Raw genomic sequence first — 13,483 nt, 5'->3', positions numbered from 1 at the left:
CTCACCGGCCTTTCAGATGGAGGGAGACCACGATCAGGTCGCGTAGCTCTTCCGGGGCTCCTGGATGGTCACCCTTGGCTATCTCGGACAGGGTGCTGAACGATCCGGGATACACCATGACAGGCAGCCCCTGCTCTTTGAGGCAGGCGAAGATGGCGAACTCTTCGAGAAAGTAGTCGTTGGACATCTGAATGCGTTTTTCCCACTCGGTCTTGCTGATGCCGTAAGACCGCTTCCGGTGGTAGGCATGACCGAACGCTTCGACCGAGGAGCGGAACGCCTCGTCCTCGTCGAAAAATGCCCGCAACTTGCTGTGGAACTCGGCGTACCTCTCACCGGACTGCACTTCGCTGCAGTTCAGGACGGTGAAGTCGGTGCGGTCGTGGTACTCGTCGAACACCTTCTCCTCGGCCTCGACAAAGTGCCGGCCGAGCTCCAGCGCCCGTTCCCGGGCACGGGCGGGGGGAAGCGCCTGAGTCGACTCCAGAGTGAGCCGGTGAATGCTGTCGCCGATGAGTACAGTGCATCGCCCGAACCTTCGGGAGACCCACTTCACCATGCTCGCGAGTTTGGGGGTGGTGAAGTTGCTGTTCTCCAGGCTGACACCGAGAAAACATGTTTCGTACTGCTCGAAGGTGTTCCTGCTCGTATCCGGAGAAACGGAGGCAATCTCTGCCTTGTAGCGCGTCCTGCGGGTGGGTGCTGTCCGGCGTATCGGAGCAGCGGTCCCCTGCGTATCTAACGACATCACATCCGCCTGATCCATGGGGGGAGAGGTGCAGGAATGGCATTCGTCGGCCGCCCAAAATTACTAACAGGAGGTTGAACCGAAAGCCAAGGCCCCGGGGTGGAGATCAGGCCGCCGCGCCGAGTGGCCGCGTTTTCGGAGCGTTTTACGGCAACTGACCAGGCCCTTGGTCGGTGTAGGCGGCATGAACCTGGCCGGGTGGTACGGATGGTGACTGTGTGGTCGCAGCACGTGTGGCAGACAGGCTCCTGGCGCGGGACCTCGCCCTTCGCGAAATGGTCAACGCGCAGGGCTCGGCGGGGAATTCGCGGCACAGACGGGGAGCGTGAGGTGGCGCCACCGGAGACGGGGAGTGCCCCAGCATGACCAGAGGGTCACAGCCCGCAGTGCCGCCCGAGATGGCTGGATGTTTTCTTCACGCCTGACGGAACGCCAGATACTGGCAGTTCAGCGCGGATTACGCCCATACGCCGACTCATCCTGTTCTCCGGGGCAACGTCCGGGTCCGCACGGGGACGGGTTGGCAAGCGCCCCGGGGTCGGTTACCTTGATCTGGTCCCGACCGCCCGCCAAGGCACGGACCTGCGTCATCCACGCAGCGGACCCGTCGGCGTGGCACATCGGACTTCCCGTGGGCAGCCCCACCATCCCGGCCCCCACTTCTTCAGCCCTCCTCCTCTTCCGCAGCGGCGCACTGCGTCCAGGAGCGCTCTTCGGCTGCGACATCCCCCCTCGCCACCAGTGTCTCGTCGCGCCGCCCGGCCGTGCGGCGTCAGCAGGAACCACCCCCAGAGGGGCCGACCGTGAGGAGAAGTGGGCAATCGTGAGCAAGGGCGCGACCTTGAAAGACGGTGTGGGCGGCGCGACGACGCCGCCCTTCACCACCCGGCGATGGGCACTCCTCGCCATGTCCGTGGGTGTGTTCTGCATCCAGCTCGACTCGTTCGGCCTGAACCTCGCACTGCCGCAGATCGGCCGCGACCTGCACGCGGGCGGAGACGGTCTCCAGTGGGTGATCAGTGCGTACCTGCTGTCCACCGGCACGCTGATGCTGGGGGCGGGACGGCTCGGCGACCTGTTCGGCCGACGGCGGCTCCTGGTCGCGGGGCTTGCCGTGTTCGGCGCGTCTTCGCTGGTCTGCGCGCTCGCCCCGACCCTGCCCGTCCTTGTGGGCGCCCGGGTGGCCCAGGGCGCCGGGGCCGCGATGATCATGCCGGTGGGGCTGTCCCTGCTGACCAACGTCTACCCGGCCGAACTCCGGGGCCGTGCCACCGGCTGGGCCCTTGGCATCGGTGGGATCGCCACCGCTTGCGGTCCGTTCATCGGTGGCGCCCTGACCGAGTCGGTGTCCTGGCGTGCCGTGTTCTGGCTCAACGTCCCGCTCGCCGTACTCGGCGCGGTCTGCGCGTCACGTACCGCCGAGAGCTACGACACCAGTGCGCCCCGCAGCGTCGACTGGAGCGGCCTGGCCGGTGCCACGGCCGCGCTGGCCGCGCTCTGCGTCGTCATCGACCGCGGACCGCGCTGGCCATGGCCCGCAGTGCTGGTGGGCGTGGCCGTCGCCGTAACCCTGGCGATCCTGTTCGTACGGCGGGAACGGTCCGCGGCCCATCCGCTGGTGGAGCTCAGCCTGTTCCGCAATGGGCCGTACATGGCGCTCACGCTGGCCGGTGCCGCGGCCAACACCACCACCGTGATGTTCCTGTTCGTCGTACCGCTGACGCTCCAGGGCCAGTGGGACCTCTCGGTCGTCCTTGCGGGCACCGCGTTCCTGGCCCCCGCGCTGGCCATGGCGCTCGCCGGGCCGCTCGCCGGGCGGGTGCCGCCACGGGCCGCGGTACGACTGATGGCGGGCTGCCTGTGCGGGGGAGCGCTGGTTCTGGCGTGCCTCGCCCGGACCTCCTCCCTCACCTTGTACGTAGCCGTGGCCACCGTGGGCGGCGCGGTGCTCGGAGTGGCCAACTCACTGACACTCATCGCCACTCAGGCGGTGATCCGGCCGGAGCGGGCCGGGGAGGCATCGGGAGTCACCAAGACGGTCATCACCGTGGCCGCCGGCCTCGGCGTCGGACTGGCCGGGGCCGTGACCGACCAGGACCGGGGCGTGGGTTCGGAAGCAGCAGCCGACACGGCACTGCTGAGCACCGCGGCGGGCTGTCTGGCGGCGTGTGCGGTCCTCGCCGTGTGGATCAAGCTGCGGGAGGGCGTGGTGCGACGCGGGTCGGGGGGATGACGCAGTCCGACCTATCCCCATGTTCCGTCGGCTGATCGGAGGTGGGGCCGGAGGTCGGGGCGGCGCCGGGTGGCGTTGATGGAACCGAGCAGGTTGAGGGACTGGGCGCTGGGACTGCCTGGTTCGGCGTGGTAGATGACGAGCTGCTGGCCGGGGGCGTCGCGTACGTCGAAAGCCTGGTAGGTGAGGGTGAGGGGGCCGACGTCCGGATGGAGGAAGTGTTTGGCGTCCTGGGTCTTGCCGCGCACGGTGTGGGTGTTCCAGAGGCGGGTGAAGTCCGCGCTGTGCTCGGTGAGGGTGCGGACGAGTTCGCGTAGCCGTGGGTTGTCCGGGTCGAATCCGGTTGCCTCGCGAAGGTTGGCGACGGTGGCCTGTGCTGCCCGGTCCCAGTCCGTGTAGAAGTTCCGGCCCGCGGGGTCGAGGAAGGTCATGCGGGCCAAGTTGTCCGCCGGCTCGAACGGGGCGTAGAGGGCATCGGCCAGGGCGTTTCGGGCGAGGAAGTCCAGGGTCCGGCTCATGACGAACGCTGGAGTGTTCGGGTAGCCGTCCATGAGCTGTCGCAGCGAAGGGCTGACCTGCTCGGCGGCACGTACGCAGGGCTGGTCGTTCGGCCTGGCTCCGGCCAGGCGGTACAGGTGCGCGCGTGCGTCCGCGTCGAGGCGCAGTGCGCGGCTGAGCGCGTCGACCACCTGGGGTGAGGGGTTGCGCTCGCGGCCTTGTTCCAGGCGGGTGTAGTAGTCGGCGTTCACTCCGGCCAGGACGGCGACCTCCTCGCGGCGCAGTCCGGCGACTCGGCGGGCCCCATGGCTCGCCATGCCGACGTCCTGCGGCCGCAGTCCGTCGCGGCGTGTGCGCAGGAAGTCTCCCAGGTGGTTGTCGTCCATGTGTTCAGGCTAGGCGGCGGCCCGGTGCGCTGCCTGGGTGTGCCACACCCAGGCAGTACGCGTCCTGGTTGATGGCCGCTGACCTGCCCAGACTCGGTGGTGCGGGAAGGACCACACCATTCGAGGAGAGGAGTCCGCCATGGCCGGGACCGTTGAGGGCGACCACGTCGAGGTGGTCGGGATGCCAGTCAGTCACCAGCAACGAGAATCTCACCAGCAACGAGAATCAAGGACCATATCCATGACAGGACAACGACTTGACGGCAAGATCGCGCTGATCACAGGCGCGACCGGCGGCCTCGGCACAGCGACCGCCGAACTCTTCGCCCGTGAAGGCGCCAGGCTAGTGATCACCGATATCGCCGAAGGCCCCCTGCGGGACCTGTCCCACCGGATCGGGGCACGCGGCGCGGAGGTCGTCACTGCTCGCCTCGATGTCTCCTCCGCGCGGGAGTGGGACGAAGTGATCTCCGTCGTACGCGACCGGTTCGGAACGCTGGACGTGCTCGTGAACCTCGCCGGCATCGTGGACTGGCCAGGTATCGAGGACACGCGGGAAGAGGCGTGGGACCGCGTCATCGACGTGAACCAGAAAGGCACATGGCTCGGCATGAAGGCGGCGATGCCGCTCCTGCGTGCGAGCGGCAACGCGTCGGTGATCAATACGTCGTCAGTACTCGGCTTGGTGGGAAGCGGTGCGGCGGCGGCCTACCAGGCGTCCAAGGGGGCCGTGCGCTTGTTGAGCAAGACCGCCGCGGTCGAGTACGCCCGGCAGGGAGTACGGATCAACTCGGTGCATCCCGGGGTGATCGCCACGCCGATGATCCAGGAACTCCTGGACGACCAGGGCGACCAGCAGCCGGACATCCGACGCACCCCCATGCGCCGAGCCGGCCGCGCCGACGAGATCGCACCAGCGATCCTCTTCCTGGCCTGCGACGACTCCTCGTTCGTCACCGGCACGGAGCTGGTGGTCGACGGCGGGCTCACCGCGCACTGAACAACCCAGCCGGACGACGTCCACGTGGGCCTGACGTAAATGCGTCGATGGCGCGGCCCACCCGGTCCGCGCACCGCACCACCGCACAGCACTGCAGGTGCCCCGCACCGGCGCCCGCACCCACCTCCTCCAGGGACCGCCCCATGACACCTGCAACCACATCCGCCGCACCATCCGAATCCACGGAGTTCGCCGGGAGGACCGCCCTCGTCACTGGAGCCGCACGAGGGGTGGGCCGTGAGGCCGTGGCCCTCCTCCACGCCCGCGGCGCCCGGATCGTCGCCCTCGACCTCCGCCCCGACGTCACGAACCTGGCGGAGGAGTTTCCCGGCGTCGTCGCGACAAACGGTGACATCACCCAGGAGGAGACCGCCCACCGCGCGGTGGCAACGGCCCTGGACGTCTTCGGCGGACTGGACATCCTCGTGAACCACGCCGGGCGCACCCAGAACAAACCCGTCACCGAAACCACGGCCGAGGACTGGGACACCGTGATGACGGTCAACGCCCGCGGCTCCTTCTTCATGGCCCGCGAGGCATTCCGGGCCATGAAGAGCCGCGGCGGCGGCGCCATCGTCAGCACCGGCTCGTACGCCTCCACCGTCGCCCTGCCCGAAGGCGCCGCCTACAGCGCGTCGAAGGGCGCTCTGGCCCAGCTGACCAAGGTGCTCGCCGTCGAGGGCGGCCCGCTGGGCATCCGCGCCAACCTCGTGGCCGCGGGCGTCATCGAGACGGACTTCCTCGACACGATCCGCCCCGACAGCCGCGCCTATCTGGCGTCCTTCGCCACCGCGCAGCCACTGGGACGTGTGGCGCAGCCCGAGGAGATCGCCGAGGTTCTGTGCTTCCTCGTCTCGCCCCGCTCCAGTTTCGTCACGGGAGCCGTGGTCGCCGCTGACGGCGGTTTCACCGCGATCTAGCGACGCATCAGACAGCACGTATCTGGTGACCACGGCCCGCGGGCCCTGGTCGTCGGCACTTCCGCCGGTCGGGGACAAGTGGTCGCTCCTGGTCGTGTGCCGCCTCGACCAGGGCCCGCGCCGTTTCACCGAACTCACCTGACCTCGGCCGCCCCCAGCTGGGAACAGCCTGCGGCGTGCGGTGCCTTGCAGCTGCGGCAGCTCCCACCGCGTACAGGGGGTTTGCGCGGCGCGCGCGTTGCCGGGCGATTGTCGTTCCCGCCCGGCTTGGTTCGCGCATGCCGAGGACACCGGGTGTACACGCGATCCCGGCGCGTCGTTGTATGACGCAGCGCCCATCACCCTGGGCCGTCCGCTGTGGCGGGCAGTGGAGTCCGTGGACAGCGCACCCGGCAGCCTGGACCGGGGCTGGCCGAGGCAGCAGCCCTGTTGGAGGAGGCCGGGGTGGGGGCCGATGAGGTGGGCCCGTACGGGCAGTGCGGACAGCCGAACTCCTCACCCACCACAGCAGTGCGGACTGGACTCCGAGATGGGCGCAGGCCGGGGCCGGACACGCAGAATGAGCCGGATTGTGGCGGATTACAGGTGTATCCGACTAGATCGACACGAGGTTGCCAATCATGAAATAGACCTGCCCGTTCCACATGATCGGATGCTTGATGTCTCGTATGCGCTTAGCGTCGGTGCTCGCGGCCGTGACCGCTACCGCTTTCCTCGCCCCCGCCGCGCACGCCGCCCCGGCCGCCGCGCCCTCGTCGTACAACGTCTGCGACAAGGCCGACAACAGCACCACCCAGTACCTGTCGAAGAACGGCTACTCCAAGATCAACGCCGCGTTCTGCGCGAAGGTCGTCACGGACGGGTCGTCCGTCACCATCCAGCCCTACGCCAACGCTGACGCCTTCTACTGGTGGGGAGCCTGGCCCGCCGCCACCTGGTTCACCGACACCGGTGTGCGCTTCGGCTACCCGGACTACAGCCCCCACTTGAACGCCAAGAACGTCTCGGTGAGCGACTCCTCGGGCACCGTGGTCTCGGACCAGGGCCGCAAGACCGGTTCCAGCAGCAGCGGGCATCCCTCCATCGCGGGGCACCCGGTCACGGTGAAGCACGGCGAGACGTACACGGTCACCTTCACCGACGTGTACAAGACCGGTGGCTACTACACGGTCACGGACTCCGACAGCGAGGTCGTGGAGACCGGGAACCACACGGTGACCGTCACCGCGCCCTAGCGCGATGCGGTGAGATCGGCGGGCCCGGCGCCATATGCGCCGGGCCCGCGGGCTGTTGATCGCTCTCATGGATCTTTGGCGGCGATCCGGGCGACACCTTCCCCCACACCTGGCAAGGCATCAGAAAAGTCAGCAAGTGGTCAGCATGAGCCCTGAAAAACCTGAGGAAAGCCGCCTGGACACGCCACTCGATGTAGGGTGTCGAAACAGCCCTTGACCTGCAATAACGCAGGCAGGGAGCCTAGGACCAGGAGTAGCTTCATGCTGCGAACCATGTTCAAGTCCAAGATTCATCGCGCCACGGTGACCCAGGCCGACCTGCACTACGTGGGGTCCGTCACCATCGACGCGGACCTTCTCGACGCCGCCGATCTGTTGCCCGGCGAGCTCGTCCACATCGTCGACGTCACCAATGGCGCCCGCCTGGAGACGTACACCATCGAGGGGGAGCGGGGCAGCGGGGTCATCGGGATCAATGGCGCTGCCGCACACCTCGTCCACCCCGGCGACAAGGTGATCATCATCAGCTACGCCCAGGTCGAGGACGCCGAGGCGCGGGCGCTGCGGCCGCGGGTCGTCCATGTCGACGAGGGCAATCGCGTCGTGGCCCTCGGGGACGATCCCGCGGAGGCCGTGCCGGGCGACCCGGACATGGTGCGCAACCCGTCGAGCCGTCGCCGGGTCACCGCCTGATCCGTATCCGAGGAGAGTGAGAAGAGCGATGAGCGGTAGCGGCACGGTGACGCTCGGGCTTCTGCATACGTCCCCCGTCCACGCGCCCGTCTTCGACGGCTTGCGGGACGCGGCACACCCAGGGGTCGAACTCCGGCACCACGTGGCGGAGGAGCTGCTGGCGCGAGCCCGTCGGGAGGGGCCGGACGCGGTCGCCCCGGAGGTCCGGGACGCCCTGGTGGGAGTCGTGGGCGACGGGGTCGGGGCCGTGCTGTGTACCTGTTCCACCATCGGTGGTGTCGCCGAGGCGGTCGGGGTGGACCTCGGCGTTCCCGTGGTCCGGGTCGACCGGCCGATGGCGGCCGCGGCCGTGGCCTCCGGGCCGCGCATCGTCGTGCTCGCGGCGGTCGCGTCCACGTTGGGGCCCACCTCGGCGCTGGTCGAGGAGGAGGCCCGGCGGGCCGGGCGGGCGGTGTCGGTGCGGGCCGAGCTCGTCGACGGGGTGTGGGAGAGGTTCGAGGCGGGGGACTCCGCGGGGTACGTCGAAGGGGTGGCCCGGGCGGTGCGTGCGGTGCGGGACGCCGACGCCATCGTGCTCGCGCAGGCCTCCATGGCGGGTGCGGAAGCGCTCGTTCCGGAGGTTCGGGTGCCGGTCCTTTCCAGTCCTCGGGCGGGCCTCGCGGCGACGGTCGCACTGGTCGCGAGGCCGGGCGAGGACTGCTGAACCGTGGAAGGCTTGGGCGCGGGGCTGTCGGGTACGCGGGGAGGAGCCGCTGGCGTACCACTTGCTGGAGGAGTGCAATGACCCACCCGTACCCTGATCCCGCACCGGCCCCGGGGCCGGTCAGGCCGTTCCCGGACCCCGAGCCCGCGCCGCCGGGGCCGGGGAGGCCGTTCCCCGGCCCCGACCCCGTGCCGAACCCGGAGCCCCGGCCGAGCCCGGACCCGCCGCCCTCCCCGATCCCTCAGCCGCCGGACCCGACCCCCGAGCCCCAGCCGGACCCGATGCGATAGGTCGGTAGGTCGGCAGGCCGGTAAGTCGGCTGTGTGGTGAGTCGGTCGGTGCGGTGACGCGGCCGGTGATCTGAGATGGCCTACGTGCTGGTGGCGGGCGTGGACCTGCGGGTCCACGCCCGCCGTCGGCTGTCCGGGTTCCCTCCAGGCCGGTAAGACTTCCTGTCGGGCGTCCATCCGCTGGCATAGCGTGACCTCCCCACGCCTTTGCCAAGGAGGAGCCGCCTGTGCCCCAGTTCGACCTGCCCCTCGATGACCTGCGCCGCTACCGTCCCGACCTGCCGGAGCCGAAGGACTTCGACGCGTTCTGGGAAAAGACGCTGCGGGAGGCGCGGCAGTACGGTCTGGACGCACGGTTCGATGCGGTGGAGCTGCCCCTGACGGGCGTACGGGTCTTCGACGTCACGTACGCCGGATTCGGCGGGCATCCCGTCAAGGGGTGGCTGATTCTGCCCGCCGGGTCCGGGTCCGGGACCGCGGCCGGGACCGAGGAGCCGCTGCCCGCCGTCGTCGAATTCATCGGCTACGGCGGCGGACGCGGGCTGCCCCACATGCATCTGCTGTGGGCCGCGGCCGGATACGCGCACTTCGTGATGGACACCCGGGGGCAGGGCAGTGGCGGATGGGCCCAGGGCGACACCCCGGACCCCGTGGGGAGCGGCCCCGCGTACCCGGGGTTCATGACCCGCGGTATCGAGGACCCGCACGACTACTACTACCGGCGCCTGTACGTCGACGCGGTACGGGCCGTCGAGGCCGTCCGCGCCCATCCGCTCGTGGACGCCACACGGGTGGCCGCGCTCGGGATCAGCCAGGGCGGCGGCGTCGCCCTCGCGGTCGGCGGACTCGTGCCGGACCTGGCCGCCGTCGCGGTCGACGTGCCGTTCCTCTGTGACTTCCCGCGGGCGACGACGCTCACGGACCGGCCGCCGTACAGCGAGGTCGCGCTCTATCTGAAGGCGCGCAGAGACGGCCAGGAGCGTGTCTTCGCGACCCTCTCGTACGTCGACGGCGTGCACTTCGCCGCCCGGGGGCGGGCGCCCGCGCTCTTCTCCGCGGCCCTGCGGGATCAGACCTGCCCGCCGTCGACGGTGTTCGCCGCGTTCAACGCCTATGCGGGCAGCGAGCGTTCGATGGAGGTATACGAATTCAACGATCACGAGGGTGGCGGACCCTACCAGCAAGGCGTCCAACTGCGGTGGCTGAAGGGGTACTTGAGACGCTGAGTCGATCAACGCGGCCTATGCGTCCGGCTCTTGCCCGGATCGGTGGGAGCGACTAGCTTGCGGGCTTGTCGTGTGTCCGCTGCGTGCAATCCGTGATGACGTGTGTCCGAGGGGGCTCCCAATGGCCGTACGGGGCCGGCACCGCCGGTATCAGCCGAACCGCATCAACCGCGCGTCGCTGACCGTCACGGCGGGCGGCGCCGGCATGGCGCTCCCGCTGACCGTCGCGGGCACCGCGGGCGCGGCCGACGTCGACACCTGGAACAAGGTCGCGGCCTGCGAGTCCGGCAACAACTGGAGCATCAACACCGGCAACGGCTACTACGGCGGCCTCCAGTTCAAGCAGTCCACCTGGGAGGCGTACGGCGGCACGGCCCACGCGCCGCGCGCCGACCGCGCCACCAAGGACCAGCAGATCACCGTCGCGGAGAAGGTCCTCGACGCCCAGGGCCCCGGCGCCTGGCCGGTGTGCTCCTCGAAGGCCGGACTCGCCCGGGGCGGCGGCACACCCGACGTCACCCCGGCCCGCGCCCCCGCCAAGCCGGAACGGCCTGGACGCCACGTCAAGGACGTCAAGCCCGAGGTGACCCCGCAGTCCACCGCGGGCACCGCCGAGATGTACACGGTGGTCCGTGGCGACACCCTCTCGGGCATCGCGGGCGAGCGCCGGGTCCGGGGCGGCTGGCAGCAGTTGTACGACACCAACCGGCGCGTAGTCGGCGAGGACCCCGACCTGATCACGCCGGGGCAGCGGCTCTCGGTGCACGGCCAGGGAGCCATCAAGCAGCGCACGGGGGACCGTCCCGAGGTGCGGCCCCGGCAGAAAACGGCGGAGAAGCAGGCAGCGGAGAAGCGAGCGGCGGAGAAGCAGGCGGCGGAGAAAAGGGCGGCGGAGAAACAGGCCGCCGAGAAGCGGGCCGCCGAGAAGAAGGCCGCCGAGCGGCGAGCCGCCGAAAAGGCCGCTGCCGAGAAGAAGCGCGAGAAGCCGCGCTCCTCGCAGGCTTCCGCGCCGGGCGCCGTCGCACCCGTCGCCGCCTCGCCCAGCACCCCGTACCGCGCGGCGGGCGGCTCCTGGTCGAAGGGCTATCACACGGGCGTCGACTTCCCCGTGTCCACCGGGACCTCCGTCAAGGCCGTCGCCGCCGGGCGGGTCGTCTCCGCGGGCTGGGGCGGCAGCTACGGCTATCAGGTGGTCATCCGTCACGCCGACGGGAAGTACAGCCAGTACGGCCACCTGTCGGCGCTCTCCGTGAAGGCCGGACAGCAGGTCGGCGCCGGGCAGCGCATCGCCAGGTCCGGATCGACCGGCAACAGTACGGGCCCGCATCTGCACTTCGAGGTGCGGACGGGGTCCGGTTTCGGTTCCGATGTCGATCCGCTCGCCTATCTGCGGGCGCGCGGCGTGCGGATCTGAGAGGTCCGGCTGAGGAGCCGTACACAGTGCCGTTACACGGTCCTGCTGCGGTCTTCCCTCCGGATCAGGACACCATCCGCTCGCGCCGCCCCGGATGCCGCTGCCGGCTCCTGCGGTGCGCCGACGCGGACTGCTGGGACGGCACCCCGGGGAGCACGTCCGCGGTGGGACGCGGCCCCGGGTCGTCCGCTGTATCGGAAGCGGAGCCGTGGTCCGCCGACTGCCGCGTTGCCGGGCCGCCCTGTGCCACCGGACGACCCTCGGCCACGGTCACCGTCGACGTCTCGCGCGCGATCCGCTCGGTCGTCAGCAGGACCAGGCCAGTCGCGGCGACGACACCGCAGCCCAGCGCCAGGACGGCGCCTGCGGCACCGTGCCGGAAGGATTCTCCGAAGAGGGTCAGGCCGACCGCGGCCGCCACCACCGGGTTCACGACGGTGACCGTGGCCAGCGGCGCCGCAAGGCCCGCACCCCGGTACGAGGCCTGCGAGAGCAGCACGCCGGCCGCCGCGAGCACCGCGATCGCCCCGAGGGTCGGAAGCTGCTCAAGGAGCGCGACGTTCCGGTCCCAGTCGACCGCCACCGTCTTCGTGAACACCGACGCGATGCCGAAAGCTCCGCCCGCCGCACAGGCAAGGAGCACACTGCGCATCACGGGGTGCCGGTGCACCGCGTGCGCCGCCACCATCAGGGCCAGCACACCGCCGCCCGTGGCCAGGGCGAGCATGAGGCGCTCGGCGTCGGCCAGGGTCTGCGAGTCGGACGACGAGGTGAGCGAGAGGAGCCCGGCGAGCCCCACCGTCGCCATGAGCGCGCCCCGCCAGGCGGTGGCCCCGGCCCGGCGCCGTACGAACACAGCGGCCATCGGCAGGGCGAACACGATGGTCAGCGCGCCGAGCGGCTGGACCAGGCTGAGCGGGCCGTAGGCGAGCGCCACCACGTGCAGCAGGGCGCCCAGGCCGTTCAGGGCGATCGCGGTCCACCAGGCACCCCGGCGCAGCGGCGCGTACCCCTGCCCCGCCGTCGTCGCCGCCACGCGCTCCTGCAGGATCGCCCCGCCGGCGTACGCCACGGCTGAGACGAGGGAGAGCAGCACCGACAGCGCCAAAGCACTCATGAGGTGCTCCGCGGGGTGCGGTGCGTCCGGTGATCCCGGTCTGGCGATCGGTCTGCTTCCATACTGACAACTGTGACTCCGGAATCCCTTTAAGTCGTCGTACCTGAGCAGGCAATTGGTCCTACTGCCGATGGAGTACGACCTTTCCCATGTCCTCCCCCAGAGGGGTTACCTCCTGGGCGCGGAGAGTGACCCTCATGGCGACCCCGGGGCCGCCCGGCGACGTGGGACTTGCTGTACTGCTGTCGTGACCACCCTCATCGACCTGGCAGAACTCGGTACCGTCGGCGGATTCTTCGCCCTGCGCCGTACACCGGCGCACGACAGCGGCGCGCGGCCGCTCGCGGAGGCGTACGCGGCACCCGCGACCGGCACCGACCCGCTCACCTTCCGTGTCCGCAAGGTAGCGGGGCGGCTCGGCGCCCCCGAGGACCGCATCGCGGTGTCCGTGGCCCAGCTGGGGCTCGCGGCCCGGCTCTGGTCCGTGGCGCTCGGCTCCGCCGCGCTGTACGGGCGGGTGCCCGACCTCGACCCCGCGGTGCTGCGCTGGGACGCCGACGGCACCTCGCCCGACGACCTGTGGCTGAGCGACCTACGCCCGCTGCCCGGCGATGCCGAGACCCTTCGGAGCGTCGTGCAGCACGGCCATCTGGCGCCGCTCTCCGCCGCGTTGCGCGACCGGTACCGGATCTCCGCGGGGCTGCTGTGGGGCAACGCGGGCTCCGCGCTCGTGGGCGCCGCGCGCGAACTGCACGGCTGGGCGGCGCGTTCGGGGCGCGCGGACGTCGGGGAACGGGCCCTGGAACTGGCCGCAGAGCTCTTCGACCACCCCGTCCTGCGCGACACCGGCACACTGCGCGACACCGGCACGCTGCGGGGCACCGCCTTCCGGCGGCGCAGCTGCTGCCTCTACTACCGGTGCCCCGACGGCGGGCTGTGCGGCGACTGCTGCTTCGAACGCCCGCCGCAGCGGTCTTCCCCCGAGGCCCCGTCTGGGTGACCATGAGGTGGCGCGCACGG

At 70.3% G+C, this 13,483-nt stretch carries 14 protein-coding genes; 10 read left to right on the top strand and 4 right to left on the bottom strand.

Annotated features, from left to right (window positions below; genetic code table 11):
- Position 1: 1 nt before the first annotated feature.
- Positions 2 to 766: a tRNA-dependent cyclodipeptide synthase gene (locus ABZ953_RS25830; RefSeq protein ID WP_361727838.1), complete on the bottom strand. Its 765-nt coding sequence runs from the start codon at positions 764 to 766 to the stop codon at positions 2 to 4.
- 805 nt (positions 767 to 1,571) lie between these two features.
- On the opposite strand from ABZ953_RS25830, the gene ABZ953_RS25825 reads away from it, so the two are divergent.
- Entirely contained in the window at positions 1,572 to 2,981 is a 1,410-nt protein-coding gene (locus ABZ953_RS25825) for an MFS transporter (RefSeq protein ID WP_361727836.1), read from the top strand.
- Between the two features lie 11 nt (positions 2,982 to 2,992).
- Here the strand turns inward: ABZ953_RS25825 and ABZ953_RS25820 are convergent, their stop codons facing one another.
- Both ABZ953_RS25820 and ABZ953_RS25815 read right to left on the bottom strand, forming a co-directional pair.
- Positions 2,993 to 3,865 (bottom strand): helix-turn-helix transcriptional regulator, encoded by an 873-nt coding sequence (locus tag ABZ953_RS25820; protein ID WP_361727834.1) that lies wholly within the window; start codon positions 3,863 to 3,865, stop codon positions 2,993 to 2,995.
- Positions 3,866 to 3,869: 4 nt separating this feature from the next.
- Positions 3,870 to 4,061: a hypothetical protein gene (locus ABZ953_RS25815; protein WP_361727832.1), complete on the bottom strand. Its 192-nt coding sequence runs from the start codon at positions 4,059 to 4,061 to the stop codon at positions 3,870 to 3,872.
- A 45-nt stretch (positions 4,062 to 4,106) separates the two neighbouring features.
- Here ABZ953_RS25815 and ABZ953_RS25810 point away from each other — a divergent pair, with 45 nt between their 5' ends.
- From ABZ953_RS25810 to ABZ953_RS25775, 8 genes are all read left to right on the top strand, one after another.
- Entirely contained in the window at positions 4,107 to 4,865 is a 759-nt protein-coding gene (locus ABZ953_RS25810) for a glucose 1-dehydrogenase (protein WP_361727830.1), read from the top strand.
- A 143-nt stretch (positions 4,866 to 5,008) separates the two neighbouring features.
- Positions 5,009 to 5,785 carry an SDR family oxidoreductase gene (locus ABZ953_RS25805; protein ID WP_361727828.1) on the top strand — a complete coding sequence of 259 codons (777 nt, stop codon included), beginning with the start codon at positions 5,009 to 5,011 and terminating at the stop codon, positions 5,783 to 5,785.
- A 25-nt stretch (positions 5,786 to 5,810) separates the two neighbouring features.
- A complete protein-coding gene (locus tag ABZ953_RS25800; RefSeq protein WP_361727826.1) occupies positions 5,811 to 5,927 on the top strand; it encodes a winged helix-turn-helix transcriptional regulator in 117 nt (38 codons plus the stop codon).
- Between the two features lie 553 nt (positions 5,928 to 6,480).
- Positions 6,481 to 7,020, top strand: a complete 540-nt coding sequence (locus ABZ953_RS25795) for a hypothetical protein (protein ID WP_361727824.1) — start codon at positions 6,481 to 6,483, stop codon at positions 7,018 to 7,020.
- 261 nt (positions 7,021 to 7,281) lie between these two features.
- On the top strand, positions 7,282 to 7,713 hold the full coding sequence (panD, locus tag ABZ953_RS25790) for an aspartate 1-decarboxylase (protein WP_361727822.1): 432 nt from the start codon (positions 7,282 to 7,284) through the stop codon (positions 7,711 to 7,713).
- 28 nt (positions 7,714 to 7,741) lie between these two features.
- Positions 7,742 to 8,416 carry an aspartate/glutamate racemase family protein gene (locus tag ABZ953_RS25785; RefSeq protein ID WP_361727820.1) on the top strand — a complete coding sequence of 225 codons (675 nt, stop codon included), beginning with the start codon at positions 7,742 to 7,744 and terminating at the stop codon, positions 8,414 to 8,416.
- Positions 8,417 to 8,933: 517 nt separating this feature from the next.
- Complete coding sequence (locus ABZ953_RS25780; RefSeq protein ID WP_361727818.1) at positions 8,934 to 9,932, top strand: acetylxylan esterase; 999 nt, start codon at positions 8,934 to 8,936, stop codon at positions 9,930 to 9,932.
- A 121-nt stretch (positions 9,933 to 10,053) separates the two neighbouring features.
- The gene (locus tag ABZ953_RS25775; protein WP_361727816.1) at positions 10,054 to 11,346 is read left to right on the top strand and encodes a transglycosylase family protein; all 1,293 of its coding nucleotides are present in this window, start codon (positions 10,054 to 10,056) and stop codon (positions 11,344 to 11,346) included.
- Between the two features lie 64 nt (positions 11,347 to 11,410).
- On the opposite strand, the gene ABZ953_RS25770 is transcribed toward ABZ953_RS25775, so the two are convergent.
- On the bottom strand, positions 11,411 to 12,463 hold the full coding sequence (locus ABZ953_RS25770) for a DMT family transporter (RefSeq protein WP_361727814.1): 1,053 nt from the start codon (positions 12,461 to 12,463) through the stop codon (positions 11,411 to 11,413).
- Between the two features lie 247 nt (positions 12,464 to 12,710).
- On the opposite strand from ABZ953_RS25770, the gene ABZ953_RS25765 reads away from it, so the two are divergent.
- A complete protein-coding gene (locus ABZ953_RS25765; protein WP_361727812.1) occupies positions 12,711 to 13,463 on the top strand; it encodes a (2Fe-2S)-binding protein in 753 nt (250 codons plus the stop codon).
- Positions 13,464 to 13,483 lie beyond the last annotated feature (20 nt).

The organism is Streptomyces sp. NPDC046465 (genome assembly GCF_040646035.1).
Taxonomy (GTDB): domain Bacteria; phylum Actinomycetota; class Actinomycetes; order Streptomycetales; family Streptomycetaceae; genus Streptomyces.
Note: the sequence above shows the minus strand (reverse complement) of the source record. Positions and strands in the feature narration are given on the sequence as shown.

Excerpts from the sequence above, each read along its gene's own strand:
- ABZ953_RS25775 (WP_361727816.1), top strand. The coding sequence starts at position 10,054 with ATGGCCGTACGGGGCCGGCACCGCCGGTATCAGCCGAACCGCATCAAC.
- ABZ953_RS25770 (WP_361727814.1), bottom strand. The coding sequence starts at position 12,463 with ATGAGTGCTTTGGCGCTGTCGGTGCTGCTCTCCCTCGTCTCAGCCGTG.
- ABZ953_RS25820 (WP_361727834.1), bottom strand. The coding sequence starts at position 3,865 with ATGGACGACAACCACCTGGGAGACTTCCTGCGCACACGCCGCGACGGA.
- ABZ953_RS25830 (WP_361727838.1), bottom strand. The coding sequence starts at position 766 with ATGGATCAGGCGGATGTGATGTCGTTAGATACGCAGGGGACCGCTGCT.
- panD (WP_361727822.1), top strand. The coding sequence starts at position 7,282 with ATGCTGCGAACCATGTTCAAGTCCAAGATTCATCGCGCCACGGTGACC.
- ABZ953_RS25810 (WP_361727830.1), top strand. The coding sequence starts at position 4,107 with ATGACAGGACAACGACTTGACGGCAAGATCGCGCTGATCACAGGCGCG.
- ABZ953_RS25785 (WP_361727820.1), top strand. The coding sequence starts at position 7,742 with ATGAGCGGTAGCGGCACGGTGACGCTCGGGCTTCTGCATACGTCCCCC.
- ABZ953_RS25805 (WP_361727828.1), top strand. The coding sequence starts at position 5,009 with ATGACACCTGCAACCACATCCGCCGCACCATCCGAATCCACGGAGTTC.